Source organism: Roseateles sp. FW305-36, assembly GCF_058787015.1.
Genome location: NZ_JBYSZK010000003.1, coordinates 214,378 through 239,882, shown reverse-complemented (window position 1 = coordinate 239,882; position 25,505 = coordinate 214,378). Strand labels below are relative to the sequence as shown.

Sequence of the window (25,505 nt, the reverse complement as noted above, 5' to 3'; positions counted from 1 at the left end):
TCGGCCCATGCCGACCCCGCCCGCCACCGACTCGCTGCTGCATCTGCTCTGGCTGGCTTCGCCGGCCCTGCCGGTGGGGGGCTTCAGCTATTCCGAAGGACTCGAGGCCGCCGTCGACGCGGGCATCGTGCATGACGAGACCAGCGCGGGTGACTGGCTGCTGAACCAGCTCGAGCTGGTCCAGGCGCGGGCCGAGCTGCCGGTGGCCGCCGCCGCGCATGCGGCGACACAGGCCCTGGACGGCACGCGGCTGGCCGAACTCAACGCCTGGGTGCAGCAGACCCGCGAGACCAGCGAAAGCCAGCAGCAGGCCCGGCAGATGGGTCGCAGCCTGCTGGCCTGGATGCAGGGGCTGATGCCCGAGGCCGCCGTGCTGCCGCTGCTGCAGGGCCTGAAGCCTGCGCCCACCTGGCCCGTCGTCATGGGCGCCGCGGCGGCTTCGCGTGGGGCCGGGCTGGAGCCGGCCCTGCAGGCCATCGCCTTCGGCTGGGCCGAGAACCTGATGCAGGCGGCCGTGCGCTGCGTGCCCCTGGGCCAGACCTCGGGCCAGCGCCTGCTGGCACGCCTCGTGCAAGCCATTCCGCAAGCCGTGGCGACCGCCCTGGCCGCGCCCGAGCCCCTGGCCTTCGCGCCGCTGCTCGGCATCCTGGGCGCCCGCCACGAAACCCAATACTCACGACTGTTCCGCTCATGACCGCACCGCTGCACGCCATCCCCAACCGCACCAAGAAACTGCCACCGCTGCGCGTCGGCGTCGGTGGGCCGGTCGGCTCGGGCAAGACCACCCTGGTCGAGATGCTGTGCAAGACCATGCGCGACCAATGGGACCTGGTGGTCGTCACCAATGACATCTACACCAAGGAAGACCAGCGCCTGCTGACCGTGGCCGGCGCGCTGGAGCCCGAACGCATCATGGGCGTGGAGACGGGCGGCTGCCCGCACACCGCCATCCGCGAGGACTGCTCCATCAACCTCGAGGCTGTGGACCGCATGCTGGAGAAATTCCCCGATGCCGACATCGTCTTCGTCGAGAGCGGCGGCGACAACCTGGCGGCCACCTTCAGCCCCGAGCTGTCGGACCTGACCATCTACGTCATCGACGTGGCGGCCGGCGAGAAGATCCCGCGCAAGGGTGGTCCCGGCATCACCAAGAGCGATCTCTTCGTCATCAACAAGACCGACCTCGCGCCCCATGTGGGCGCCAACCTGGACGTGATGCGCGGCGACACGGCGCGCATGCGGCCGGTCAAGCCCTGGGTCATGACCAACCTCAAGACCCGCGAGGGCCTGGCCGAGGTCGTCGCCTTCATCGAGAAGAAGGGCTTGCTCGTTGTCTGAGGTGCGCTGGCCGGCGCGGCTGGCCCTGAGCGCGGCACGCGACGGCGCCGGCGCGACCCGCGTGCATGCCCGCCACGACGGCCCGCTGCGGCTGCTGAAGACCCTCTATCCCGAAGGCGCCAGCGCGGCCCAGGCGGTGCTGGTGCATCCACCGGGCGGCCTGGTCGGCGGTGACCGGCTGGACATCCACCTCGATGTGCAGGCCGGCGCCCATCTGCTGGTGACGACACCGGCGGCCACGCGCTTCTATCGCTCCAATGCCGGCGAGGCGGCCCAGGTCGTGCACGCCACGGTGGGCGAGGGCGGGCGGCTGGAATGGTTGCCCCAGGAGACCCTGGCCTACCCCGGCTGCATCGCCCGCAACGAGGTCAGGCTGAGCCTGGCACCCGGCGCCAGCTTGTTCGCCACCGAGGTGCTGGGCCTGGGCCTGCCGGCCGCCGGCCAGCCCTTCGACAGCGGCCGGTTGCTCCAGCATCTGGAGATCAGCGGGCAGTGGCTGGACCGTGGCTGGCTGGACGCGGCGGACAAGCCCCTGATGGACGGCCCCTGCGGCCTGGCGGGCCGGCGCGTGCTGGGCACGCTGGTGTATGCCCAGACCGGCGCCTTGGCCGACGCGCAGGCCCTGCTGGACGACAGCCGCGCCCTGCTGGGTGATGCGCCGCACTGCGGCATCACGCTGCTGGACGGTCCGCGCGGCGCCGTGCTGCTGGCCCGGGCTGTCGGCGACGAGGTCGAGGCCGTGACGCTCGCGCTGCGCGGTCTGCGTTCACTTTGGCGCGAGCGGCTGTGGGGCCTGCCGGCCAGCGACCCGCGCATCTGGGCCACCTGAGAATCCCGCACAGGGCAAGCCCCTGGGAGCGCGGCACGCGGCGGTCAGCACAATCGCCGGCATTCAAGAAGGCCTGGGAGGGCAGAGCATGAAGAACCGAACAGTGTTGGGCTGGAGCCTGGGCGCGTTGCTGGCCTGCAGCGCCCTGGTGGCATCGGCGGCACCGGGCCTGCTCATCATCCGCGTCGACGCCGTGCAGCTCGACAGCTCGTTGCGCGAGACCGGCAACGGCTTCGCGCTCAGCAGCTTCACGCTGGAGGAGATCAAGACCAAGAAGGGCACGTCCTTCCAGGAGCCGCGCCGCGTCGAGGCCATCGAGCTTGAAGAGGGCTTCTATTGCCTGGACCACATCGGCATCTCCCGGAACAACAGCTTCAACTTCTGCGAGACGCCCCATATCCGCGTCGTGGCCGACCGCATCACCAATGCCGGCCTGTGGCGCTATGGCGTGGAGCGCGACCTGTCCAGCGCCCGGCGCACGCGGGCCTTCCAGTTCAGCGGCGAAATGGCCAAGCTGGCCGCGACCGACTTCCCCGAGCTGATGAAGAAGTACCAGGACAAGGAAGACCACGCGCTGGACTTCATCGCCAGGCCCCAGGACCAGTGGACGGAACCCGAGCGCCAGGCGCTGCGCGACTTCTACGAACGCATGCCCAAGGAGAACAGCCCGCCGCTGCCGGTGCAGGGCGTGGCCAGCGTCGTGGCGGCCGTCAAGGGCTTCGCCAAGCCGGGCGAGGCCCTGGTCTCCAAGTTCCACGTCACCGTCGACAGCCAGGGCGATGTGGTCGATACCGAGGTGCTGGAGACCACGTCCAAGGAGGCCACCCAGGCCGGCATCGACGCGGCCAAGGCGCTGAAGTTCGTGCCGGCCGTCTGCGGCGGCAAGGCCTGCCGCATGGAGTTCCCGATCTACCTCGTGTTTCGCTGAAGGGTCAGCCAGAAGCCGTGGGCCAGCCGCCCAGGCAGGGCCGGCCACCAGCGCCTCACAGCGCCCGCCATGTCGGGATGCAATGCCGGGCCAGGGCGGTGACCCAGTCGGGCTCGCCCGGCACGAAGGCGATGCCGAAGGCCGGGCTGACGAGGAAGCCGGCGCGCTCGAAGGCTTCGGTGTCCTGGGCCAGCACGAAGCCGGCGAGGGCAGGGAAGGGGATGGCCACGGTGTCCAGTTGCAGCACCGGCGCGCGCTGCGTGATCTCTTCCAGCCGGCCGCCGTCCTGGAAGCGCAGCACGCTGTGGCCGTAGTCGTATTCGTTCAGGGCCGCTTCGTTGCGAGCGCAGCGGTTGGGCGGCCCGAGCCGGGCGATCAGGTCTTCCACGCTCAGGCTGAAGGGCAGGCCGCCGAAGGCGGTGAAGGGCTGCAGACGCAAGGCCATCACAGGCGCGAGCACATGTCGGTCCAGGCCGCCGCGATCAGCGCCCGCAGCGCGTTCTCATCGACCGGCTCGCCGGGCCTGAGCTTGACGTGGCGCATGGACTTGCCTGCACCCTGCAGCAGGCCGGCCGGGTCGGGCAGCTCCGACCCCTTGAAGAAGCCGACGTTGACGTGGGCCGTAAAGGCATTGACATAGCCGAAGGCGGCGTCGCCCGCGCAGGCCGTGGGGTGGCCGTCGTGCAGCAGCTCGCGCACATCGCCGTCGCAGCCGCGCATGACGTCGAACCAGCGGCGGGCGATGTCGCCCAGCTCGCCGCTGTGCGCCTCCATCCAGGCGGCGACGCCGGCGTCGTGCCGCGTCGCAGCGGGAAAGTGAAACAGCCCGTCTGTCTTCATCGTCGGTGGCCGTGTTGAAGCCACCGATTGTGCGGGCTTCGGGTTTCAGTCGTCGCTGCCGCCCGGAATCTGCTGGCGCAGCTTGATCTTGCTGGCCGACTGCTTGCGCATCTTGATGTTCATCATCTCGACGGCCAGCGAGAAGCCCATGGCGAAGTAGATATAGCCCTTGGGCACATGGTGGCCGAAGCCTTCGGCCACCAGCACGACGCCGACGACGACGAGGAAGCTCAGGGCCAGCATCTTGATGGTCGGGTGGTTGGACACGAAGCGGCCGATGGGGCCGGCGAACAGCATCATCAAGCCGACCGAGGCGATGACGGCGGCGATCATGATGCGCACGTCGTCCACCATGCCGACGGCCGTGATGATGGAGTCCAGCGAGAACACCAGGTCGATGATCATGATCTGCAGGATGACGGCGCTGAAGGCCGCCTTGGCCTTGCCGCCTGCGCCATGGCCTTCTTCCTCGCCTTCCAGCGAGCCGTGGATCTCGCCAGTGCTTTTCCAGATCAGGAAGAGGCCGCCGCCGATGAGGATGAGGTCGCGTCCCGAGATGCCGCGCTCGATGCCGGGGATGCTGAACAGCGGCTCCACCATGCCGACGATCCAGGCCAGCACCAGCAGCAGGCCGATGCGCATGAACATCGCGGCGAACAGGCCCAGGCGACGCGCCATTTCCTGGCGCTCCTTGGGCAGCTTGTCCACCAGGATGCTGATGAAGATGATGTTGTCGATGCCCAGCACCAGCTCCAGCGCGGTCAGCGTGGCGAGGGCGATCCAGGTCTGCGGGTCGGTGAGCAGTTCAAGCATGGCAAGGCGTCCGTGTTCAGCCGGGCATTGTCCCCAGCGCCCGGCAAATCACGGCCAGCCTCACGCTGAGCCAAGCTTCGGTTTTGCTTGATGTGTCACTTGAGGATGAGTTCCTGCAACTGCATATTGCCCACCAGCTTGCGCATGACGCCACGCTCACCGGCGGCGACATCCTGCTTGCGCGTGTCGGCCGCCAGCATGGCCTCGATCTTCTTCTGGAAGGCCAATTGCTGGGCATTGTTCTGGTAGTCCTTGATCTCGACGGCCAGCACCAGGTCGGGTTCGCCATGGCGCTGGGCGTTCACGGCCAGCACGTGATAGGACACGATGATCCCTTCCTTCTTGCCCAGCTCCTGCACCTTCTTCCAGTTGGTGCTCAGATAGTCCATGTACTTCTCGAAGTGGCCGGGTTCGATCTGGATGTTGGAGAAGAACCAGACCGAGCCGGGCGTGTAGCTCGAGTCCTGGGCCAGGGCGGGCAGGGAAAGGGTCAGGGCCGCAGCGGCGGCGCACAGGCCTGCTTTGAAGTTCATCATGGTTGTCTCCTTGTGTCGTTGATGTCCGCCGGCATTGGGCAGCGGGCGGCGGCAGTGTGTGGAGCGGGGCGGTGTGAGACGACTTCGATGCGACCGGCGCGGCAAATCGGGCACCGAGTTCGGCGCGTTCGCGACGGGATGCCCCGTCAGCTTGCCGACGGCATGAACTAGGGGATGTGCTTGGTCACCCCTGTCTCGGGTGTGACTGTCGCGTCCACGCATGTGCACGGATGGCGGTGCTGCGGGAATTGGCCTACAACCGCTGCATGCTGCCCGCCGCCACCGTCAGTGCCGAGCACCCTCTGCAGAGCGCCGAGGTCGAGGCCGCGCTGGGCAATTCGCGGCTGGTGTCGGTCTGCGAGACCACCAACCCGGACGAGGCCCAGGCCGTGCTCTGCGGCGTCTACGGCCCGCATGCGCTGCGCGTGCAGGACGAATCCACCCTGGCGCTGAGGCTGCGCGGCGCCGAGTTCGCCCGGCTGCACCTGGGCGAGGTGCGCTACGGCACCTCCACCCGCATGGCCATGCCCCAGGCCCACGGGCATTGGGTGTTCTCCTATCTGCGCCAGGGCGAGGTCTGGCGCAGCGGCGACCGCGAGCTCTATGGCGCGGGCGACGCCGGCGTCATCGCGCCGGACGAAGTCCATGGGCTGGAGATGTCGGGCGACATGGAGCTGCTGAACCTGCGCGTCGCCGACGCCGACATGGGCAGCGCCTGCCGTTCGCTGCTGGGCTCGGACATGGCCCAGCCGCTGCGCTTTGCCGACCACTGCGGTGCGGGCGGTGCGCCGGTGGCGGCCCTGCTGCGCGTGCTGGGCCATCTGGCGGCCACGCCGGCTTATCCGCATGCGGCGGCCCAGCGCATGGAGGCCAGCCTGCGCGACGCGGCCCTGTTCGAGCTGCTGCTGGCCTGGCCCAACAGCTACACCCGCGGCCTGGACGCGCCGGCGGCCCTGCCGCTGTCCACCCGGCGGGCGCGCGACTACATCCACGCCCATGCGGCCGACGTACCCTCGGTGGCAGACATCGCCGCGGCCGCTGGCGTCGGCGTGCGGGCGCTGGCACGGGGCTTCGAGCGCCACTTCGGCGTGTCGCCTCAGCGCTATCTGCAGCAATACCGGCTGGACCGCGTGCGCGATGAACTGCGCTCGGCCATGCCCGGTGTCACGGTGACCTCGGTCGCCGCGCAATGGGGCTTCTGGCAGCTGGGCAGCTTCGCGGCCCGCTACCGCGAGCGCTTTGGCGAATCACCCAGCCAGACGCTGAACGGTCGCTGAAGTTCCGATTCGGCACGTCCTGGCTGCCGATTTGCCATAGCCCGCCGGGCGCCGGCTCGCGACCATGCCTCCCACGCCGCCACCTAGACGCGGCGACCGGAGACAGAGCATGAGAACCAGACTCAGCCCCATCGCGCTGGCCGTGGCGTCCACGTTGGCCACCGCCCAGACCGCACCCGAGACCCAGCAGATCGAGCGCGTCGTCATCACCGCCGAGCGCCGCGTGACGGTGCTGGACACCACGCCTGTTGCCATCACGGCGCTGAACGGCGCCCGCCTGGCCGAGCGTGGCGACACCGGCCTGGCCGACCTCGTCATGCTCAGCCCCAACACCTCGTTCACCAACGGGCAGGGCGCCAGCCAGATCTTCGTGCGCGGCATCGGCAATGTCTTCATCCTGGCCGGTGGCGACCCCGGCGTGGCCCTCTACCAGGACGGCGCCTATGTGTCCGACCAGACCAGCTCCAACACGGCCCTCTTCGACACCCAGCGCGTCGAGATCCTGCGCGGGCCGCAGGGCGCCCTCTACGGCCGCAATGCCACCGGCGGTGCGGTCAATGTCATCTCGGCCCTGCCGACCTCCAGCTTCCAGGCGCGCCTGGGCTTGCTGCTGGGCAGCGACAACCGCCGTGAGAGCGAGGGCTTCGTCTCCGGCCCGCTGACCGAGGGGCTGGAGGGGCGGCTGTCCTACCAGGTTCGGCAAGCCGACGGCTACACCCGCAACCCGCTGGCCGAGGGGCCGCGTCGCCTGGACGACCAGTCCAGCCGAGCCTTGCGCGCCCAGCTGCAATCGGGGCTGGGCGGCAACGGCACGCTGCGCTTTGTTGCCGGCCACTACCGCGAGCGCGACGCCGGCATGAGCGTGCCGGTGCTGCCCGACCCGGTGTCCATCCCGGTGCTGCTCTACGGCGTCACGCAGAGCAGCGACCCGCGCGTCGTCAAGAGCCAGGGTTCGAGCAATCGCGTCGAGGTCAATACGGCGCAGGCGCTGCTCGAAATGCCGGTGGGGAGCAACACCTTGAGCGCCAGCCTGAACTGGCGCCGCAGCAAGGTCGACCGCCTGTGGGACAGCGACACCACGGAGGCCGCGGTCACCACCTCGGGCTTCGCAACCGCCAGCACCGACAAGAGCCTGGACGTCCACCTCGCTTCCGACGAGGCCAGCCCGCTGCAATGGCTGGTGGGCGTCACGGCCCTGCAGTTCGACCAGAGCCAGGACGTCAGCATCCTGACCCAGGTGCCGCTGGGCTTCATCGTGCCCGGCGCGCCCATGACCGTGCCCTTCCCGGGCGGTGTCGGCTTCCTGCTCGGCGGCACGGTGCGCACCCGCTCCAGCGCCGCCTATGCCGACCTGCGCTACACGCTGAGCCCACAGTGGTCGCTGCTGGCCGGCCTGCGCCTCAACCATGACAGCAAGCGCGTCGACGAATACCAGAACATCGCCGCCTTCGGCCTGACCGGCACCGGCCACCCAAGCGACGGCTGGACCAGCACACCGGGCAGCATCGGCATCGAATACAAGCCTTCCGTCGGCACCTTGGCCTATGCGCGCTGGGCCCATGGCTTCAAGTCGGGGGCGGTCAATCTCGGCGCGCTGCAGCCCCATCTGGTCAAGCCGGAGACGGTGTCCAGCCTCGAGCTGGGCTTCAAGACCGAGTTCATGGAGCGCCGCGGCGTGTTCAGCGCGGCCGTCTTCAGCAGCCGCTACAAGGACATGCAGGTCTCCCAGGTCGGCCAGGCCACGACGCTGCTGGCCAATGCCTCGGCCGCGCGCATCGACGGCCTGGAGATCGAGGCGGCGGTCAAGCCCGTCGCGGCGCTGACCCTGTCCGCCGGCCTCGGCCTGATGGATCCCAAGTACACGGACTTCACCAATGTCGACCTGCGCAATGCGCCGACGACGCCGGTCAATGTGCGCGGCCGCCAACTGGCGCAGGCCTCAAAGCAGCAAGTCACGCTCGGCGCCGAATGGGCCGGCAGCGTTGGCGACCTGCGCAGCACGCTGCGCGCCGACTACAGCTGGCGCGGCCGCTTCTATTTCACCGAGTTCAACACGCCGGACGCCATGCAGGGAGCCTACGGCCTGCTCAACCTGACGGCCACGCTGCGGCCGGCGGCCGGTCACTGGAAGCTCTGGGCCAATGTGCGCAACGCCGGCGACACCACGGCATTCACCAGCATGAGCATCGCCTCGCCCATCCTCGGCGCGGCGCGCCAGGTCACCTACACGCCGCCGCGCCAGTTCGCCCTCGGCGCCAGCGTCGACTTCTGAGGAGACCACCATGAAGCATCTGCTGGGACACCACCAAGCCCGCTGGGAACCGCTCGCCCATGCCTTTGACGAGCTTTTTGAGCGCGACGACGATCTGGGCGCCTCGCTGGCCCTGACTGTCGAGGGCGAACTGGTGCTCGACCACTGGGGCGGCTGGTGCGACGAAGCCCGCACCCGCCCTTGGGAGCGCAACACCCTGACCCATGTCTGGTCCACCACCAAGACCATGACGTCCCTCTGCGCCCTGCTGCTGGCTGACCGCGGCGAGCTGGACCTGGACTCGCCGGTGGCCGCCTACTGGCCCGAGTTCGCGGCCAACGGCAAGAGCGGCATCCTGGTGCGCGACCTGCTGGGCCACACCTCGGGCGTCAGCGGCTGGGAGCAGCCCATGACCCTGCCCGAGCTCTGCGACTGGGAGCGCAGCACGGCCCTGCTGGCCGCCCAGTCGCCGTGGTGGATGCCGGGCAGCGCCTCGGGCTATCACGCCCTGAACTATGGCCATCTGGTGGGCGAGCTGATTCGCCGGGTGACGGGGCAGAAGACGGGCGCCTTCCTCGCCCAGGAAATTGCCGGGCCGCTGGGTGCCGACTTCCACATCGGCCTGCCGCCCGAGCACGACAGCCGCGTCGCCCGCGTCGTGCCGCCGCCGCCGACATTGGTCGACCTGGCTGGTCTGGACCCGGCCGGCCCCATGGTGCGCACGCTGGCCAACCCGGCGCCCGACGCCACCTACAGCCATCGCGAGGACTGGTGCCGGGCCGACATCGGCGCTGCCAACGGCCATGGCAATGCACGCTCGGTGGCGCGGCTGCAGTCCATCGTCGCCTGCGAGGGCACGCTGGCCGGCCGGCGCTGGCTCAAGCCCGCGACCGTGGACCGCATCTTCGACGTGCAGGCCCGCGGCATCGATCTGGTGCTCGGCGTGCCGCTGTGCATGGGCATGGGCTACGGCCTGCCCGAGCCGGCAACGCTGCCCTTCATCCCCGAGCAGCGCATCTGCTTCTGGGGCGGCTGGGGCGGTTCGCTGGTGCTGGTGGACGTCGAGCGGCGGCTCTGCCTTGCCTACATGATGAACCGCATGGCGCCCGGCGTTGTCGGCGGGCCGAATGCGGCGGTGCTGGTGCAGGCCCTCTATGCCTGCTGCAGCTAGGGTTTCAGCACGGCCGTCGCGTCGACGATGTCCACGCCCTGCATCTGGCCCAGCCAGTGGTCGAACCAGGGCTTGTGCGAGGCGCCGACGATGGAGAGCACCCGCGCGCCGGGTCGCTCGCGGAAGGTCTCGCGGATATTGGCCACCATGCGCAGATTGCGGATCTCCCAGCCCGCCACCCACATCTGCGGATAGCCTTCCTTGGACCTGGCCTGCATCGTGGCCTTGACGTTCACGTCCGCCGTCGCCTTCTGGTAGGCCGGATCGTTCACGGCGCGGTAGAGCGGCAGCAGGTCGCTCGCCTGCTTGAGTGCGGTGATCTGCTTCTCTCTGGCATCCAGGGGCGCTCGGCCGGCCTTCCAGGCGGCCTGTACGTCGCGGCCGAAGCTCTCTTCGTCCTTGACCCTCACGTTGTCGCCGGTGTGGTTGTCGGTGGCGTAGACGCGTGGCAGGCCCAGGCGGGCGGCCAGGCGCGAGGCGATCATGTAGCTCTCGTTGCGGCGCGTGGCGATCTGCCCCAGCAGCTCCACCAGCGCGGCGTCCAGGCCGTCGCCGGCCTTGCGTTCGGCCTCAGGCAACTGCAGCCACTGGGCATAGGCCGAGGCGCGGTCGTTGGCCGCCAGCAGGCGCGACGCCAGATGGCGGCGTTGCGCGGCCGTCGGCGCCGCAGGCCAGTCCGCCAGCAGCATCTCGGCTTCGGCGATGGCGGCCGGCACCTCCAGCCCCGTGGCCTTGCGGGCCACTTCGGTACTGGAGCAATAGTCGCTGCCGTAGCGCGTGGGGTGACGGGCGGCAAGATCGCATTCCTCACCCGTCATCGACTCGATGGTGATGACATCGGGCTTGAAGGCGGCCAGCCTGTCCATCACGCCCTGCAGCCGGACGGGGTCGAAGCCCTCGGGCAGTTCGCTCAGGTGCACGCTGCCCAGCACCAGCACCTGGGCGCGCGATCCGGTCATGCCGCGGTCCAGCTTCAGGTCGACCTGGGCTTGCGAAGCCAGAGGCATCAGCACTGCCAGGCCGCACATCCATCTTCTTGATCGGCGCATCGGGCGCCCTCCCTGTGTTGAGGCAAAAGAAAACCCGCCAGCGGCGGGTGGGTGACTGACGGCAGCGCGAGGATCAGACGATCCAGACGGCCGATTGGGCCGCGGCAACCGTGGTCGTGTCACGACGGCCTTCGATGACGACGCGCGGCAGCTGGGCCACCGTAGTGGCTTCGGCGCGCTTGCCGACGATGACCACGCGCTCCAGCTTCACGACCTCGCCGGCCGGGGTGGCCGTGTGGTTGGCCAGGCCGACGCCGGCAGCGGCGGCTGCGACGACGGAAGCGATGGCGACGATGAAGGTCTTGGCGGCGGTGTTCATGGTGGGCTCCGGTGGGGTTGCTGTGTCAGTGATTGCAGTTTCGTCACTGACCCCGCCCGCTGCGAGCCCCAGGCGATGGATCGCCGGTGCAGGCGGATGAACTGCAATTGCGCGGGACGAACCGGGGCCCGCCGTGAAGCGGCGTTAGCGCCTGGCGCCCGACGGCGTGCCCGGCCAGCCCACAGCGGCCCAGGCGCGGCGCAGCTGCAGCTCGGAGTTGAAGCCCGCCGCCTCGCTGGCGGCTGAAACGCTGGCGCCGGCCTCCAGCGAGCGCTTGGCCACCGCCAGGCGCACGCCGCGCAGATAGGCCTGGGGGCTGGTGCCGGCGTGCTGGGCGAACAGGCGGCTCAGGGTGCGCGGCGTGGTGGCGGCCAGGTCGGCCATGCGCTCCAGTGGCCAGTCCTCGGTCGGTGCGACGCTGAGGGCGTCCTGCACCCGGTGCAGCTTGGCGTTCAAGTGCTGGCGGTGGGCCAGCAACGGCGACAGCTCGGGGTCGGCCGGGCCGCGTCTCAGGGCCACGGCCATTTGCTCGGCCACGCGGGCGGCCACCAGCTCGCCGGCGTGAGCGGCGATCAGATGCAGGGCCAGGTCGATGCCGGCCGTCACGCCGGCGCTGGTGAAGACCTCGCCGTCCTGCACGAAGACGCGGTCCTGCAGCACGGCGCAGCGTGGTTCCAGTCGGGCGAGGTCGTCCAGGTGCTGGTGGTGGGTGGTGGCGCGGCGGCCGGCCAGCAGGCCGGCGCGCGCGGCGAGCAGGGCGCCCGAGCAGACGGTGACCAGGCGCAGGCCGACCCGACCGGGGGCCAGGCGGGCCAGCCAGGCGACCAGCTCGCGCTGCTCGGCCTTGGAACGGGCTTCGGCCGCCGAGGTGCGGCCGACAAGGACCACCCAGCTGCCGGCGGGCAAGGCGTCCGGCAGCGGCTCCAGCGCCTGCAGCTGGATGCCGACCGAGCCGCTGCTCTCGGTGCGGGTGCCGAGGAAGCGCAGCGCGAAGGCCGGGACGTCCAGCTTCAGCGCGGCGATCTCCAGGCTGGCCAGGCGCAGGGCCTCGGCCGGCCCGGCCCAGTCGAGGACGAGGCTGTCGTCCTGCAGGACGAAGACGACCTGCTTGAGTTCAGGCAAAGGCGGCTTCCTTGTCGGTGACGGCCTGCAGCGCTGCTTCTGCGTCCATGACCCGCGCGAAGCGGCCATCCAGCACGGCGGCCGTGCGGGCGCGCAACTGGGCGGGTGTCAGGGGCGAGCCGTCGGGGTGTTGCATGGTGAAGGTGAGTGTCGCCTCGGGCACGTAGATGACATCCCAGCCGAGGTCGGAGGCATGGCGGGTCGTCGTCTCGCAGCACTGCTCGGTGCGGATGCCGCTGATGACGAGTTGGCGGATGCCGTGACGGGTCAGCCACACGTCCAGGCCGCTGCCGACCAGGGCGCTGTGGCGGGTCTTGTGCACGGTCAGGTCGGCCTGGAAGTCGCGCAGGCCTTCCAGCGGACGCACATGGCCGCTTTCCAGGCTGAAGGGGTCGGCGCCGGTGGCATCGGGCTGCACGTGGAAGACGCGAACTATGGGCAGGCCGGCGGCCTTAAATCCTTCGATGAGGCGGTTCTGGGCCGCGAGATAGGCAGGCAGGCCGTCGGTCTCGAAGCTGGGGCGCTGGGTGAAGGAGTGCTGGACGTCGATGACGATGAGGGCGGTGGTCATGGGGGGCCTCGTTGCGTTGTTGAGGCCTTCAGTGTCCCGCCATCGCTCAGCAGCCGCCACGCGCTGCCAGACGGAGATGGATCAATTCAGGACAAGCCGAGTGCGCGCAGCAGTTCGCCCGGCGAATAGGGCTGGCGGCGCTTGGGCCAGTCGTTCACCAGGCCCAGCATGCGCTGGTTCAGCGGCGCGCTGCGGCCCTGGGCGCGGGCCAGGCGCACGATCTCGCCGCAGAGGGCGTCGATCTCGGTGGTGCGGCCCTGGGCCAGGTCGTCGGCCATGCTGGAGCGGGCCTTGGCGTCGATGCGCAGCATGCGCGCTGCGGCGAGGCGGAAGACGAAGGTCGGCATGCGCAGCAGCGTCAGCAGCCGGCGTGGCGGCAGCGGCGTGATCTGGGCGACGGCGCGATGGCTGGCCTCAAGCAGGTCCAGGGCCTCTTCCTGCAGGGCCGCCAGCACGCGCCGGTAGCCGCGCTGCAGCAGCTCGTCGCGCAGCGGTTGGCCGGACAGGGCGTTGACCGGGTTGTTCAGGTTGAGCAGCAGCTTGGCCCATTGCACGGGCGCCAGGTCGGCGTGCAGCTCCAGCCCCATGCCGACGCGGGCCAGGGCGGTCTGCCAGGCGGCCAGGGCCAGATCTTCGGAAGACCCTTCCGCTGCGAGCGAGCCCCCGGTGCCGCGGTGGTAGCGGCCGGGGCCGATCTCGGCGATGTTGTAAGGCACCATGCCTGCATGCCAGTGCAATTGCGGGGCGGCCTGGCGGGCGGCGTCGGCATTGGCGATGCCGTTCTGCAGGCTGACGACGGGGGTGCCCAGCGGCAGGGTCAGGCCCAGGGCGGTGGCGGCCTCGACGGTGGCGCCGGACTTCACGCACAGCAGCACCAGGTCGGGCTTGAGGCCGTTTGGCGGCTCCTCATGCAGGCGCAGTTCCAGCGGCGGGATGTGGCGGTCCATGCCGTCCTGGTCGGTCAGGCGCAGGCCGTGCTTGCGCAGGGCGGCCAGCACGCGCGGGCGGCCGACGAAATGGACCGGCACGCCGGCCAGTTGAGTCAGGCCGCCGACAAAGCAGCCGACGGAGCCGGCGCCCATGACAAGAACGCCGGTCATCGTGTCAGCGGGTCAAACTGGGTGGGCGAGGTCGCGCAGATGCGTCGGACCGACGCGCTTCTCGATCTCGGCCAGCAGTGGGCGGCCCCAGCCCAGCATGAACAGGGCCTCGCCGACGACGAACATCGGGCCGACCAGCAGGCCGACCAGGTCGTCGACGAAGGCGGGCTTGCGGCCCTCGTAGTAGTGACCGACGAACTGGAAGACCCAGCCGATGACGAAGCTGCCGACACCGATGATCAACCAGCCCGCCGTCGTGGCGCCCTGGATCACCGTCATGGCCAGGGCCGTCAGCAGGCCGTTGACGAGGGTGGTGGCGACGCCCAGGGCCAGATTGCCGCGCGTCAGATACCAGAGGGCGGTAATGCCCCAGAGCACGATCGCGGCGTTCATCGGCGTGGCGCCGATGTCGAACTCGGCGCGTGCCAGCAGCACGCTGATGGCGAAGACGATGAGGGGAATGCCGATGAAGTGGGTCGCGATGTTGCGACGGTCACGGTGATAGGCGGCGTACTGCGCCATCAGGTCGAGGGCGGGGCGAAACAGGCTGGCCATGGTTGGTGCTCCGTGGAGGAGGATGGTGGCTATGCTAGTCCAGCATCGCGCCCGGGCGTTGTGCACAGGCTGACAAAACACACCAGAAAACCCCTGAAATGAGCGTGTCCACGATCCCGAACCGGCGCCTTCTGCTGGCCTTGGCGCTCGTCGCCCTGGGAGGCTGCGCCAGCGCGCCGTTGCCGGTCGCGCCGTCCGAGGCGGGGGCCGGCAGCGCGTTGCGCATCCTGGTCTTTCGTGGCGGCACGGCCGCGCGGCTGGGCCACAACCATGTGCTGAGTGCCGGCGACCTGCGTGTGGACTGGCCGGCGGCCGGCCCGGTGTTGAGCTTCCGGCTCGACGCGCTGGCCGTCGACCCGCCGGCCCTGCGCGCCGTCCTCGGCCCCGCGTTCGCCAGTGCCGTGGACGACGAGGCCCGGGCCGGCACGCGAGCCAATCTGCTGAAGGCGCTGGACGGGGCGGTTCACCCCGAGGTGGTCGTGCGGACGCTGCAGCAGTTGGGCGAGGGCGGGCGCCGCGCGGTGGAGGCCGAGATCACGCTTCATGGCGTCGCGCGCCGGCAGTGGTTCGTGGCCGAAGTGGACGGTCGGCGTGCACGGGGCGAGGTGGTCATCCGCCAGAGCGACTTCGGCATCCAGCCCTTCACGGTGCTGGGCGGGCTGCTGGCGGTGCAGGACGCGCTGGTCGTGCAGTTTGAATTAATCCAGCCCTAGCCGCATCAGGTCCTTGCTGAGCCGGCGGCTGTCTGGCAGGCGTATGGCGTCCGGCAGGCAGCCGTAGCGCACGAAGCCCTGGCTTTCGTAGAGGCCGATGGCCGCGCGGTTGGTGGACGTCACGCTGAGGGTGACCTGGGCCAGGCCGGGCGTGGCCCTGAGCTGGGCTATGGCGGCGATGAGCAAGGTGCGACCGACGCCGCGGCCGCGGTGGGTGTCGGCCACCATCATGCCGATCAGGTGGGCAATGTGCTGGACCTTGAGCCGCGGCTCGCGCTCGCAGGTGAGGGCGCCGACGAGGCGGGCCTCGTCCAGGGCCACCAGCGTGAACAGCGTGCTGCCGCCGCCGGCCAGGCGGTTGCGGTAGCTGGACAGGTCGCGCCGACCCTCGGTCTCGGCATCCGACGTGAAAGCCTCGGGGTGACCGGCCAGCATCGCGTCGCGCAGCGCCTTGTAGGCGAGCAGATCGGGCTCGTGCATGGGGCGGATGTGGACGGCGCCCGGCCGCCCGTAGCCGTCTACGCGCCCCCTCGGGGGGCCGCTCGCATCGCGAGCGTGGGGGTCAGTGTCATCGATCACAGGTCGGCGAGATGGTTCAGGTTGGCAAATTCGGCTTCGTCGTCGAAGTGTGCGACGCCATGCGGCCGGCTGCGCATCCACGCGAACACGGCCCGACCAGCGGCTTCCAGATGGGCCCTGAGCGGTTGGCGCAGGCGGGTGTGCAGCAGGGCGTGGGTGGGGTGCTCGCGCGCCGCCTGGGCGAAGGCCAGGCCATGGGGCTCGGCGACGGCGAGCAGGCGCCGGGCCAGGTCGGCCGGCAGGCGAGGGCAGTCGCAGGGCGCGGTCAGCAGCCAGGCGTCGTCGGGAATGGCTTCGAGCGCGGCCAGCATGCCGGCCAGCGGGCCGGCGAATTCCAGGCCCGGCGGGTCGGCCAGCACGCGGTGGCCGAGGGCGGCGTAGGCGTCGAGGTTGCGGTTGGCGCTGATGAGCAGGCTGGCGGCTTGCGGCGCCAGGCGCTCGATGACATGGGCGACGAGAGGCCGGCCTTCCAGCAATTGCAGGCCCTTGTCCACGCCACCCATGCGGCTGCCGCGGCCGCCGGCGAGGACGAGGGCGTGGATGGCGGTCATCCGCCGATGTAGTGCATCTCGACGCGGCGCTCGCCTTCGGGCGTGGCCTGGCCCTGGCCGCGCAGCTGGGAGTAGCGGTCGTTGCGGCCGGTCCACACGCCGGCGATGGCGCCGGCCAACTGGTCGTCGTCCACAGCCTGGTCGCCGCGCAGCAGGCCGCGCAGGTCATGCCCGCGATGGGCGAAGAGGCAGGTGTAGAGCCGGCCCTCGGTCGACAGCCGCGCGCGATTGCAGTCGCCACAGAAAGCCTGGGTGACCGAGGAGATGAAGCCGACCTCGCCGCCGCCGTCGGCATAGGCCCAGCGCTCGGCGGTCTCGCCCGGGGCGCTGTGCGACAGCGGCGTCAGCGGGAATTCGGCGGCAATGCGGCGTTGAACTTCGGCCGATGGCAGCACCTGGTCCATGCGCCAGCCATTGGTGGCGCCGACGTCCATGTATTCGATGAAGCGCAGCACGATGCCGCTGTGCCGGAAATGGCGCGCCATGGCCAGGATCTGGTCGTCGTTGACGCCGCGCTGCACCACCATATTGATCTTGATGGGACCGAGACCCACGGCTTGCGCCGCGCGGATGCCGTCCAGCACTTCGGCCACCGGGAAGCCGACGTCGTTCATGCGCTGGAAGACGGCGTCGTCCAGCCCGTCCAGACTGACGGTCAGGCGCTTGAGGCCGGCCGCCTTCAGCGTGGCCGCCTTCTTGACCAGCGTCGAGCCATTGGTCGTCAGCGTCAGGTCCAGCTCGCGGCCATCGGGCGTGCGCAGCGCAGCCAGCATTTCGATGAGGGTTTCAAGATGCCGGCGCAGCGTCGGTTCGCCGCCCGTGATGCGCAGTTTTTCGACACCCAGGCCGACGAAGACCCGGGCCAGGCGCGTGATCTCCTCAAAACTGAGGAGATCGGCGTGGGGCAGGAATTCATGGTGTTTGTCGAACACCTGCTTGGGCATGCAGTAGCCGCAGCGGAAATTGCAGCGGTCGGTGACCGAGATGCGCAGGTCGTGCAGCGGCCGGCCTAACGCGTCGGCAAGGGGCATGCCGGGCGGGACGGGCAGGGCGGTCAGCGGCGGCGACGCGACCCGGACCGGGCGGGCGTCGAGCAGGGGAATCACGCGGGCTGACATGGGGCAATTGTGTCAGCGACCGAAAGCCCGGGGCTTGCAGCGGGGCAGCGCACGCGCTTGAATCACCGGCAATGGCCGACATCCTCCATCCCGACCTGCCGCAGTTCGTTGCCTTTGGCGAAGCGCTGACCGACCTGATCCGTGTCGGCCCCGATCGCTGGCGCAGCGCCTGCGGCGGCTCGCCCTGGAATGTCGCCGTCGCGATGTCGGCCCTGGGCCAGCTGAGCGCCTTCGGCGGCGCCATCAGCCAGGACCCCTTCGGCGCCGAGATCTGGCAGTGCAGCCAGGAGGCCAACCTGGACATGCGCTTCATCCAGCAGCTGCCGCGGCCGCCGCTGCTGGCCGTCGTGCACGAGCTGGACCCGCCGCGCTACTTCTTCATCGGCGACAACAGCGCCGACCTGCATTTCCGCCCTGAGGGCCTGCCCATGGGCTGGACGCGCTCGCTGCGCTGGGCGCATTTCGGCAGCCTGGGCCTGGTGCGACAGCCGCTGGCCGGGCGGCTGCTGTCGCTGGCCCAGGCCTTGAAGTCCGAGGGCCGGCTGATCAGCTACGACCCCAACTTCCGCGCGCCGCCCATGGACGCCAGCTACGACGACACGCTGGAGCAGATGTGCCGGCTCGCCGACGTCATCAAGGTCTCCGACGAAGACCTGCGCGGCCTGTTCCGCCTGCCGGACTACCGCTCGGGCCTGGCCCAGATCGCGGCCTGGAACCCCGGCGCCTGGCTGCTGCTGACCCGTGGCGCCGAGGGCGCCACGCTGTATCACGGCGTGGAGGAGTGCACCGCGCTGCCGCCGCGCGTGGATGTGGTCGACACCGTGGGCGCCGGCGATTCCGCGCTGGCCGGCCTGCTGGACAGCCTGATGCGCGACGCCGGCGCGCCGGCCGAGGTCCATCTGCGCTGGGCCCTGGCCGCCGGTGCCGCCGCCTGCACCGCGCCGGGCTTCCAGCCGCCACGGCCCGGCTTGGTCGCCGCGCTGGCGGATGACGTCGAAGTCCTGCAAATCTAGGGTTTTCCCGCGCTTCACTTGATCCAGGTCAAGCTCGCTCTTACGATTAACCGACCGGTCGGTAGAGAAATTCCATGTCCGAACATCTGATCCAGATCGAACAGCTGGGCGCCGTGCGCCTGCTGCGCCTGAACCGCCCCGAGGCGCTGAACGCCTTCACCGCCGCCATGCTGACCCAGCTCCGCCAGGCGCTGGAAGCGGCGGCCGAGGACGGCTCGGTGCGCTGCGTGCTGATCACCGGTGCGGGCCGCGCCTTCAGCGCCGGGCAGGACCTGTCCGATCCGCATGTGGCACCCAGCCGCGAGGCCGGTGCGGCGCCCAAGGACATCGGCCATATGCTGGACCATTACTACATCCCGGTCGCCCTGCGCCTGCGCAGCATGCCGGTGCCGGTGGTGGCCGCCGTCAACGGCGTGGCGGCCGGGGCCGGTGCCAACATGGCCTTCGGCTGCGATGTGGTGCTGGCGGCCGAGAGCGCCGGCTTCCTGCAGGCCTTCTCCAAGATCGGCCTGATCCCGGACTGCGGCGGCACCTGGCTGCTGCCCCGCCTGGTGGGCCGCGCCAAGGCGCTGGAAATGGCCCTGCTGGGTGACAAGCTCAAGGCCGCAGACGCCGAACGCCTGGGCCTGATCTCACGCGTGGTGCCCGATGCCGAACTGCAGGACACCGCCATGGCTCTGGCCCAGAAGCTGGCCGGCATGCCCACCCGCGCGCTGGCCGAGACGCGACGCGCGCTGGATGAGGCGCTGAAGCTGGACTATGAATCGGCCCTCAAGCGCGAGTCGGCGTTGCAGAGCCAGATGGGTTTTGCCTACGACTACCAGGAGGGCACGGCTGCCTTCCTGGACAAGCGCAAGCCCGAGTTCAGGGACCGCTGATGGAACCGCAGGCCGTTGCTGAGAAGGTCAGGGACGTCATGTTCGCGGACGATGCCGCAAGCCGCATGCTGGGTTTGCAGATCGTGGACGTCAGTCCCGGCCGCGCCGTCGCGACGATGACGGTGCGAGCCGACATGCTGAACGGCTTTGCCATCTGCCATGGCGGCCTGATCGCCACGCTGGCGGATTCGGCCTTTGCCTTTGCCTGCAACAGCCGCAATGCGCTGACCGTGGCCTCGGGCTTTGGCATCGACATCCTGAAGAGCGCCAAATTGAATGACGTGTTGACGGCGACAGCGGAGGAGACGTCGCTGGCCGGCCGCACGGGGCTGTACGACATCACGGTCAGGAACCAGAACGGCGAGTTGATTGCCATGTTCCGTGGTCGTTCCTACCGCCTCGGTGAACGAAAGGTTTTTGAACAATGACCGTCAAAGCCCCTCGCCCCGGCGACCTGGAGCACATCGAAACGGCCAGCCGCGACGAACTGCAGGCCCTGCAGCTCGAGCGCCTGCGCTGGAGCCTGCAGCACGCCTACGACAACGTGCCGCACTACAAGGCCAAGTTCGCCGAGAAAGGCGTGCACCCGTCGGACCTGAAGACCCTGGCCGACCTGGCCAAGTTCCCCTTCACCACCAAGCACGATCTGCGCGCCCAATACCCATTCGGCCTGTTCGCCATGCCGCGCGAGAAGCTGGCTCGCATCCACGCGTCCTCGGGCACCACGGGCAAGCCCACGGTGGTCGGCTACACGCTGAAGGACATCGACAACTGGGCCAACCTCGTCGCGCGTTCCATCCGCGCCGCCGGCGGCCGTGCCGGTGACCTGGTGCATGTGGCCTATGGCTACGGCCTTTTCACGGGCGGCCTGGGCGCCCACTACGGCGCCGAGCGCCTGGGCTGCACCGTCATCCCGATGAGTGGCGGCCAGACCGAGAAACAGGTGCAGCTGATCACCGACTTCAAGCCCGACATCATCATGGTCACGCCCAGCTATATGCAGGTGCTGATCGAGGAGTTCGCCCGCCAGGGCCTGGACGCCAGGGCGTCATCGCTGAAGGTCGGCATCTTCGGCGCCGAGCCCTGGACCGAGGCAATGCGCAAGGAGATCGAGGCCGGCGCCGGCATCGACGCGGTCGACATCTACGGACTGTCGGAAGTGATGGGTCCGGGCGTGGCCAGCGAGTGCATCGAGAGCAAGGACGGCCCGGTCATCTGGGAAGACCATTTCTATCCCGAGATCATCGATCCCGACACCGGCGAGGTGCTGCCCGACGGCAGCGAGGGAGAGCTGGTCTTCACCTCGCTGTCCAAGGAAGCGATGCCCGTCATCCGCTACCGCACCCGCGACCTGACACGCCTGCTGCCGCCCACCTCGCGCAGCATGCGCCGCATGGGCAAGATCGTCGGCCGCAGCGACGACATGCTCATCATCCGCGGCGTCAACCTCTTCCCGACCCAGGTCGAGGAATTGGTGCTGCAGGAGAAGGGCCTGGGCGGCCAGTACCAGCTCGTCGTCACGCGCGACGGGCATCTGGACGAACTGCTGATCCGCTGCGAACTGGCCCTGGGCGCGGCCGACGACGGCATCGGGCGCAGGCTCGCGGAGCGCATCAAGAACCTGATCGGCGTCACGGCGACCATCCAGGTCGAGCCCAACAATTCCATCGAACGCACGCTGGTGGGCAAGGCCCGCCGTGTCGTCGACCAACGCAAGAAGTAAGGAGCCCGCCATGTATACCCAAGCCATGGATCTGATGGCGCGGGAAGCCAAGCCCAAGGTCGTCAAGAGCGCCGAGGAACTGGCCCGCGAGGAAGCCTTCGAAGCCCGCATCGATGCCGGTGACTTCATCGAGGCCAAGGACTGGATGCCCGACCACTACCGCAAGACCCTGGTGCGCCAGATCAGCCAGCACGCCCACAGCGAGATCGTCGGCATGCTGCCCGAGGGCAACTGGATCACGCGCGCCCCGACGCTCAAGCGCAAGGCCATCCTGCTCGCCAAGGTGCAGGACGAAGGCGGCCACGGCCTCTACCTTTACGCCGCCGCCGAGACTCTGGGCACCAGCCGCGACGAGATGACCGAGGCCCTGCTGTCCGGCAAGGCCAAGTACAGCTCCATCTTCAACTACCCCACGCTGACCTGGGCCGACATCGGCGTCATCGGCTGGCTGGTGGATGGCGCGGCCATCATGAACCAGGTGCCGCTGTGCCGCTGCTCCTACGCGCCTTATGCGCGGGCCATGATCCGCGTCTGCCGCGAGGAGAGCTTCCACCAGCGCCAGGGCTATGAAAGCCTGCTGACCATGATGCAGAAGGGCACGGCCCAGCAGAAGGCCATGGTGCAGGACGCCGTGAACCGCTGGTGGTGGCCGTCGCTGATGATGTTCGGCCCGGCCGACAAGGACTCGCCCAACTCCGAGCAGAGCATGCGCTGGGGCATCAAGCGTGTCACCAACGACCAGCTGCGCCAGAAGTTCGTCGACGCCACGATTCCCCAGGCCGACATCCTCGGCGTGACGGTGCCGGACCCGGCGCTGAAGTGGAATGCCGAGCGTGACAGTTATGACTTCGGCGACATCGACTGGGCCGAGTTCTGGCGCGTCGTCGGCGGCGAGGGCCCCTGCAACCGCGAGCGCCTGGCCGCGCGCAACAAGGCCTGGGACGACGGCGCCTGGGTGCGCGACGCCGCCCTGGCGCACGCGCGCAAGCAAGCAACGAAGGCAGAAGCAGCATGAGCAATCCGAAGAACGAATGGCCTTTGTGGGAAGTCTTCGTCCGCAACAAGGCAGGCCTGGACCACAAGCACTGCGGCAGCCTGCACGCCCCCGACTCGGCCATGGCCATCCAGATGGCGCGCGACGTCTATACCCGCCGCCAGGAAGGCACGAGCATCTGGGTCGTGCGCTCCGAGCAGATCGTCGCCAGCGACCCGACCGAGAAGGGCAGCCTGTTCGACCCGGCCGACGACAAGGTCTACCGTCATCCCACCTTCTATGAGCTTCCCGACGAGCTCAACCACATGTGATGGACGCCAAGACCAACTCCGTCCTGCCATACGTTTTGCGTTTGGCGGACACCTGCCTCATCCACAGCCAGCGCCTCTCCGAGTGGGCCGGCCACGCGCCGGTGCTGGAGGAAGACCTGGCCCTGTCCAATATCGCGCTGGACCTGCTGGGCCAGGCGCGCGCGCTGCTGACCCACGCGGGCCAGCTCGAAGGCGCCGGCCGCGATGAAGACCAGCTCGCCTTTCTGCGTGAGGAGCGCGACTACCGCAACATCATCCTGGTCGAGCTGCCCAATGCCGCAGCCAGCCCGAGTGATGGCGGTGGCGGGCGCGACTTCGCGCTGACGACGCTGCGCAACTCGGCAATAGCCATCTGGCTGGAGCTGCTGTACGAGCGCCTGCAGAACAGCACGGACACCGAGCTGGCCGGCATCGCCGCCAAGTCGCTGAAGGAAGTGCGCTACCACCGCCAGCACAGCAGCGACTGGGTCGTGCGCCTGGGTGACGGCACCGCGGATTCCAAGGCCCGCATGCAGGCAGCGCTGAATGTGCTCTGGCCTTACTTCAACGAGCTGTTTGCCGCCGATGGCGTCGACGGCGTTGGCCCGGCCTGGAAGGAGCTGGAGCCCGAGTGGCGCGCCCGCTGGGCCACGCTGATGCAGCAAGCCACGCTGACGCTGCCGCGTGAGAGCGCCATGCAGCCACGTGGCATCGACGGCATCCACAGCGAGCACATGGGCCATATGCTGGGGACGATGCAGTTCCTGCAGCGCACTTATCCCGGAGGCGTGTGGTGAACCTTGCCGCAGCGCGCGAGCGCCTCGCCGCCGTGCCCGATCCCGAGATCCCGGCGGTGACGCTGGTGGACCTGGGCATCGTGCGCGATCTGCGCGAGACGGCGTCGGGCGTCGAGGTGGTGCTGACGCCGACCTACAGCGGCTGCCCGGCCACCGAGCTGATCGCCGACGACGTGCGCGCGGCATTGGCCGAGTTCGGCGACGTGACGGTCACGATGCAGCGCGCGCCTGCCTGGAGCACCGACTGGATCACGCCCGAGGGCCGCGAGAAGCTGCAGCACTACGGCATCGTGCCGCCGCAGTGCAGCGCCGAGCAGGCGATTCGCGTCGTGCCGCGCCTGCGCTGCCCGCGTTGCGACAGCGGCAGCACCGAACAGCTCTCGCGCTTTGGCTCAACTGCCTGCAAATCAACGTGGCGCTGCATCGAATGCGGCGAACCCTTCGAATACTTCAAGCCGATCTGAGATGGCCCTCCACTTCCATCCCCTGCGCGTGACTTCGGTCGAGCGCGACACCGAAGACGCCATGGTGGTCGGCTTCGAGGCGCCGCCGGAAGGCTTCGGCTTCGAACCCGGCCAGTACCTGACCCTGCGCGCCAGCGTCGGCGGCCAGGAGCTGCGCCGCAGCTATTCCATCTGCTCGGACCGCCGCCTGCGGGTCGGCATCCGCCGCGTCGACGGTGGCGCCTTCTCCAGCTGGGTGCATGAGCAGCTCAAGGCCGGCGACGTCATCGAGTCCTATCCGCCGCAGGGTCGCTTCGTGCTGCCCGCGTCGAGCGAAGGCCGCCATGTGCTCTTCATCGCCGGCGGCTCGGGCATCACGCCCATCATTGCCCTGCTGACGGCCCTGCTGGAGCGTGAACCGAACGCCAGCGCCACGCTGATCTACGCCAACCGCCGCACCGCGTCGACGATGTTCAAGGAAGAACTCGAAGACCTGAAGAACCGCTTCATGACGCGTCTGTCCCTGCACCTGATCTTCAGCCGCGAGGTCGTCGACGCGCCGCTGTACGGCGGTCGCCTGGACGCCGGCAAGCTCAGCGCCTTCCTCGCCGGCCCGGTGCCCGCAGGGAGCGTGGACGAGGCCTTCGTCTGCGGTCCCTTCGAGATGAACGACCAGGCCGAGGCGGCCCTGCTGGGCGCCGGCATCCCGGCCGAGCGCATCCACATCGAGCGCTTCGGCACGCCCGAGACGCTGTCGGGCAAGCCCGTGCCCCACGAGGTCAAGCCCGGCGATGCGCCCCAGGCCCGCGTGACCGTCATCCGCGACGGCCTGTCGCGCGAGATCGAGTTCCATTCCAGCGACCCCAGCCTGCTCGACGCCGCCGCGCGTGAGGGCATGGACGTGCCTTTCTCCTGCAAGAGCGGCGTCTGCTCCACCTGCCGCTGCAAGCTGGTCGAAGGCGAGGTGCGCATGGACAAGAACTTCGCGCTGGACAAGGCCGAAGTCGCTGCCGGCTTCATCCTCAGCTGCCAGGCGCATCCGCTCACCGAGCGCGTCGTGATCAGCTTCGACGAGCGCTGATGGCCAGAAAACGCGCCCCCGGCTTCGAAGCCCAACGCGAGGACATCCTCGCTGCCGCTGCCCGCCTGTTTGCCGAGCAGGGCTTCAGCGCCACCTCCATGAACCAGGTCGCCGAGGCCTGTGGCGTGGCCAAGCCGACGCTGTATCACTACTTCCAGGACAAGCAGGAGCTGCTGGCCCAGATCTGCGACAGCCATGTGCATGCGCTGTTGGCCCTGGTGGAAGAAATCAAGGCCCAGCAGCTGGCACCCGACGCCCAGTTGCGCGCGCTGATCGAGCGCTTCACCCGTTCCTATGCCGACGCGCAGGCCCAGCACCGCGTGCTGACCAGCGAGATCAAGTTCCTGGCCGACGCCGAGCGCGAGCGCCTGCTGGACGTGGAGCGCCATGTGGTCAGCGAATTCGCTGCCGCCATCTGCCTGGTGCGACCCGAATTGCGCGAGGCCAAGCTGCACAAACCCTTGACCATGCTGCTTTTTGGCATGATCAACTGGACCTTCACCTGGCTGCGTCCCGACGGCGAGTTGTCGCACGAGGCGCTCGCGGCCCTGGTCAGCGATCTGTTCTTTGGCGGCCTCGGCGCGGTGCAGCTGCGCCAGCCGGCCTTGATTCAATGACGACAAACC

31 protein-coding genes are annotated in these 25,505 nt (G+C 69.2%); 18 read left to right on the top strand and 13 right to left on the bottom strand.

All coding sequences use genetic code 11. The annotated features are described in order from the left end of the window. Nucleotides 1-7 precede the first annotated feature (7 nt). The 4 genes from AC3WOE_RS07840 (at nucleotide 8) to AC3WOE_RS07825 (ending at nucleotide 3,095) form a co-directional block, all read left to right on the top strand. The gene (locus tag AC3WOE_RS07840) at nucleotides 8-694 is read left to right on the top strand and encodes an urease accessory protein UreF (RefSeq protein WP_492689501.1); all 687 of its coding nucleotides are present in this window, start codon (nucleotides 8-10) and stop codon (nucleotides 692-694) included. Beyond that, a complete protein-coding gene (ureG, locus tag AC3WOE_RS07835) occupies nucleotides 691-1,338 on the top strand; it encodes an urease accessory protein UreG (protein WP_492689499.1) in 648 nt (215 codons plus the stop codon). Before AC3WOE_RS07840 ends, ureG begins: the two co-directional genes overlap by 4 nt. A 1-nt stretch (nucleotide 1,339) precedes the next feature. Then, on the top strand, nucleotides 1,340-2,167 hold the full coding sequence (locus AC3WOE_RS07830) for an urease accessory protein UreD (RefSeq protein ID WP_492689739.1): 828 nt from the start codon (nucleotides 1,340-1,342) through the stop codon (nucleotides 2,165-2,167). Between the two features lie 88 nt (nucleotides 2,168-2,255). Further along, nucleotides 2,256-3,095, top strand: a complete 840-nt coding sequence (locus AC3WOE_RS07825) for an energy transducer TonB family protein (RefSeq protein ID WP_492689498.1) — start codon at nucleotides 2,256-2,258, stop codon at nucleotides 3,093-3,095. 55 nt (nucleotides 3,096-3,150) lie between these two features. Here AC3WOE_RS07825 and AC3WOE_RS07820 read toward each other — a convergent pair whose 3' ends face one another. From AC3WOE_RS07820 to AC3WOE_RS07805, 4 genes are all read right to left on the bottom strand, one after another. Then, nucleotides 3,151-3,540 (bottom strand): hypothetical protein, encoded by a 390-nt coding sequence (locus AC3WOE_RS07820; protein WP_492689497.1) that lies wholly within the window; start codon nucleotides 3,538-3,540, stop codon nucleotides 3,151-3,153. Continuing rightward, entirely contained in the window at nucleotides 3,540-3,935 is a 396-nt protein-coding gene (locus AC3WOE_RS07815; RefSeq protein WP_492689495.1) for a DUF1801 domain-containing protein, read from the bottom strand. The genes AC3WOE_RS07820 and AC3WOE_RS07815 overlap by 1 nt, the downstream gene beginning before the upstream one ends. Before the next feature lie 45 nt (nucleotides 3,936-3,980). Continuing rightward, nucleotides 3,981-4,748: a TerC family protein gene (locus tag AC3WOE_RS07810; protein ID WP_492689494.1), complete on the bottom strand. Its 768-nt coding sequence runs from the start codon at nucleotides 4,746-4,748 to the stop codon at nucleotides 3,981-3,983. Nucleotides 4,749-4,843: 95 nt separating this feature from the next. Further along, the gene (locus AC3WOE_RS07805; RefSeq protein WP_492689492.1) at nucleotides 4,844-5,284 is read right to left on the bottom strand and encodes a hypothetical protein; all 441 of its coding nucleotides are present in this window, start codon (nucleotides 5,282-5,284) and stop codon (nucleotides 4,844-4,846) included. Between the two features lie 266 nt (nucleotides 5,285-5,550). Here AC3WOE_RS07805 and AC3WOE_RS07800 point away from each other — a divergent pair, with 266 nt between their 5' ends. The 3 genes from AC3WOE_RS07800 (at nucleotide 5,551) to AC3WOE_RS07790 (ending at nucleotide 9,983) form a co-directional block, all read left to right on the top strand. Beyond that, nucleotides 5,551-6,561 carry an AraC family transcriptional regulator gene (locus AC3WOE_RS07800; protein WP_492689491.1) on the top strand — a complete coding sequence of 337 codons (1,011 nt, stop codon included), beginning with the start codon at nucleotides 5,551-5,553 and terminating at the stop codon, nucleotides 6,559-6,561. A 109-nt stretch (nucleotides 6,562-6,670) separates the two neighbouring features. Beyond that, nucleotides 6,671-8,833 carry a TonB-dependent receptor gene (locus AC3WOE_RS07795; RefSeq protein ID WP_492689490.1) on the top strand — a complete coding sequence of 721 codons (2,163 nt, stop codon included), beginning with the start codon at nucleotides 6,671-6,673 and terminating at the stop codon, nucleotides 8,831-8,833. A 10-nt stretch (nucleotides 8,834-8,843) separates the two neighbouring features. Continuing rightward, complete coding sequence (locus AC3WOE_RS07790) at nucleotides 8,844-9,983, top strand: serine hydrolase domain-containing protein (protein WP_492689488.1); 1,140 nt, start codon at nucleotides 8,844-8,846, stop codon at nucleotides 9,981-9,983. Here the strand turns inward: AC3WOE_RS07790 and AC3WOE_RS07785 are convergent. The 6 genes from AC3WOE_RS07785 to AC3WOE_RS07760 form a co-directional block, all read right to left on the bottom strand. Then, the gene (locus AC3WOE_RS07785) at nucleotides 9,980-11,011 is read right to left on the bottom strand and encodes a DUF5694 domain-containing protein (RefSeq protein ID WP_492689486.1); all 1,032 of its coding nucleotides are present in this window, start codon (nucleotides 11,009-11,011) and stop codon (nucleotides 9,980-9,982) included. The two genes, AC3WOE_RS07790 and AC3WOE_RS07785, sit on opposite strands and share 4 nt — an antisense overlap. A gap of 94 nt (nucleotides 11,012-11,105) precedes the next feature. Then, nucleotides 11,106-11,351 (bottom strand): hypothetical protein, encoded by a 246-nt coding sequence (locus AC3WOE_RS07780; RefSeq protein ID WP_492689485.1) that lies wholly within the window; start codon nucleotides 11,349-11,351, stop codon nucleotides 11,106-11,108. A 144-nt stretch (nucleotides 11,352-11,495) separates the two neighbouring features. Continuing rightward, the gene (locus AC3WOE_RS07775; protein WP_492689483.1) at nucleotides 11,496-12,473 is read right to left on the bottom strand and encodes a GlxA family transcriptional regulator; all 978 of its coding nucleotides are present in this window, start codon (nucleotides 12,471-12,473) and stop codon (nucleotides 11,496-11,498) included. Continuing rightward, nucleotides 12,466-13,044 carry a cysteine hydrolase family protein gene (locus tag AC3WOE_RS07770; protein ID WP_492689482.1) on the bottom strand — a complete coding sequence of 193 codons (579 nt, stop codon included), beginning with the start codon at nucleotides 13,042-13,044 and terminating at the stop codon, nucleotides 12,466-12,468. The genes AC3WOE_RS07775 and AC3WOE_RS07770 overlap by 8 nt, the downstream gene beginning before the upstream one ends. Nucleotides 13,045-13,130: 86 nt before the next feature. After that, complete coding sequence (locus AC3WOE_RS07765) at nucleotides 13,131-14,144, bottom strand: 2-dehydropantoate 2-reductase (RefSeq protein WP_492689481.1); 1,014 nt, start codon at nucleotides 14,142-14,144, stop codon at nucleotides 13,131-13,133. A gap of 12 nt (nucleotides 14,145-14,156) precedes the next feature. Further along, nucleotides 14,157-14,699 (bottom strand): Mpo1 family 2-hydroxy fatty acid dioxygenase, encoded by a 543-nt coding sequence (locus tag AC3WOE_RS07760; protein ID WP_492689479.1) that lies wholly within the window; start codon nucleotides 14,697-14,699, stop codon nucleotides 14,157-14,159. 98 nt (nucleotides 14,700-14,797) lie between these two features. Between AC3WOE_RS07760 and AC3WOE_RS07755 the strand changes: the two genes are divergently transcribed. Next, nucleotides 14,798-15,412: a hypothetical protein gene (locus tag AC3WOE_RS07755; protein WP_492689477.1), complete on the top strand. Its 615-nt coding sequence runs from the start codon at nucleotides 14,798-14,800 to the stop codon at nucleotides 15,410-15,412. Here AC3WOE_RS07755 and AC3WOE_RS07750 read toward each other — a convergent pair. The 3 genes from AC3WOE_RS07750 to moaA form a co-directional block, all read right to left on the bottom strand. Further along, nucleotides 15,398-15,892, bottom strand: coding sequence for a GNAT family N-acetyltransferase (locus AC3WOE_RS07750; RefSeq protein ID WP_492689475.1), 495 nt, complete (start codon nucleotides 15,890-15,892; stop codon nucleotides 15,398-15,400). The two genes, AC3WOE_RS07755 and AC3WOE_RS07750, sit on opposite strands and share 15 nt — an antisense overlap. A gap of 95 nt (nucleotides 15,893-15,987) precedes the next feature. Beyond that, on the bottom strand, nucleotides 15,988-16,542 hold the full coding sequence (gene mobA / locus AC3WOE_RS07745) for a molybdenum cofactor guanylyltransferase MobA (protein WP_492689473.1): 555 nt from the start codon (nucleotides 16,540-16,542) through the stop codon (nucleotides 15,988-15,990). Then, complete coding sequence (gene moaA / locus AC3WOE_RS07740; protein ID WP_492689471.1) at nucleotides 16,539-17,660, bottom strand: GTP 3',8-cyclase MoaA; 1,122 nt, start codon at nucleotides 17,658-17,660, stop codon at nucleotides 16,539-16,541. The genes mobA and moaA overlap by 4 nt, the downstream gene beginning before the upstream one ends. A 71-nt stretch (nucleotides 17,661-17,731) precedes the next feature. Between moaA and AC3WOE_RS07735 the strand changes: the two genes are divergently transcribed. The 10 genes from AC3WOE_RS07735 to AC3WOE_RS07690 all read left to right on the top strand — a co-directional run bounded on the left by AC3WOE_RS07735 (nucleotide 17,732) and on the right by AC3WOE_RS07690 (nucleotide 25,496). Then, on the top strand, nucleotides 17,732-18,673 hold the full coding sequence (locus AC3WOE_RS07735; RefSeq protein ID WP_492689470.1) for a carbohydrate kinase family protein: 942 nt from the start codon (nucleotides 17,732-17,734) through the stop codon (nucleotides 18,671-18,673). Nucleotides 18,674-18,747: 74 nt separating this feature from the next. Next, on the top strand, nucleotides 18,748-19,551 hold the full coding sequence (locus AC3WOE_RS07730) for an enoyl-CoA hydratase-related protein (RefSeq protein WP_492689469.1): 804 nt from the start codon (nucleotides 18,748-18,750) through the stop codon (nucleotides 19,549-19,551). Next, on the top strand, nucleotides 19,551-19,979 hold the full coding sequence (gene paaI, locus AC3WOE_RS07725) for a hydroxyphenylacetyl-CoA thioesterase PaaI (RefSeq protein WP_492689468.1): 429 nt from the start codon (nucleotides 19,551-19,553) through the stop codon (nucleotides 19,977-19,979). The genes AC3WOE_RS07730 and paaI overlap by 1 nt, the downstream gene beginning before the upstream one ends. Then, nucleotides 19,976-21,274: a phenylacetate--CoA ligase PaaK gene (gene paaK / locus AC3WOE_RS07720; RefSeq protein WP_492689466.1), complete on the top strand. Its 1,299-nt coding sequence runs from the start codon at nucleotides 19,976-19,978 to the stop codon at nucleotides 21,272-21,274. The genes paaI and paaK overlap by 4 nt, the downstream gene beginning before the upstream one ends. Before the next feature lie 10 nt (nucleotides 21,275-21,284). Further along, nucleotides 21,285-22,289 carry a 1,2-phenylacetyl-CoA epoxidase subunit PaaA gene (gene paaA / locus AC3WOE_RS07715; RefSeq protein WP_492689464.1) on the top strand — a complete coding sequence of 335 codons (1,005 nt, stop codon included), beginning with the start codon at nucleotides 21,285-21,287 and terminating at the stop codon, nucleotides 22,287-22,289. After that, nucleotides 22,286-22,579 carry a 1,2-phenylacetyl-CoA epoxidase subunit PaaB gene (gene paaB, locus AC3WOE_RS07710; RefSeq protein WP_119042409.1) on the top strand — a complete coding sequence of 98 codons (294 nt, stop codon included), beginning with the start codon at nucleotides 22,286-22,288 and terminating at the stop codon, nucleotides 22,577-22,579. The genes paaA and paaB overlap by 4 nt, the downstream gene beginning before the upstream one ends. Continuing rightward, nucleotides 22,579-23,355 carry a 1,2-phenylacetyl-CoA epoxidase subunit PaaC gene (gene paaC, locus AC3WOE_RS07705; RefSeq protein WP_492689463.1) on the top strand — a complete coding sequence of 259 codons (777 nt, stop codon included), beginning with the start codon at nucleotides 22,579-22,581 and terminating at the stop codon, nucleotides 23,353-23,355. Before paaB ends, paaC begins: the two co-directional genes overlap by 1 nt. Further along, nucleotides 23,352-23,819, top strand: a complete 468-nt coding sequence (paaD, locus tag AC3WOE_RS07700; RefSeq protein ID WP_492689461.1) for a 1,2-phenylacetyl-CoA epoxidase subunit PaaD — start codon at nucleotides 23,352-23,354, stop codon at nucleotides 23,817-23,819. Before paaC ends, paaD begins: the two co-directional genes overlap by 4 nt. A 1-nt stretch (nucleotide 23,820) precedes the next feature. Continuing rightward, nucleotides 23,821-24,879, top strand: coding sequence for a 1,2-phenylacetyl-CoA epoxidase subunit PaaE (gene paaE, locus AC3WOE_RS07695; RefSeq protein WP_492689459.1), 1,059 nt, complete (start codon nucleotides 23,821-23,823; stop codon nucleotides 24,877-24,879). After that, nucleotides 24,879-25,496: a TetR/AcrR family transcriptional regulator gene (locus tag AC3WOE_RS07690; protein ID WP_492689457.1), complete on the top strand. Its 618-nt coding sequence runs from the start codon at nucleotides 24,879-24,881 to the stop codon at nucleotides 25,494-25,496. Before paaE ends, AC3WOE_RS07690 begins: the two co-directional genes overlap by 1 nt. The last annotated feature ends 9 nt before the right edge of the window (nucleotides 25,497-25,505 follow it).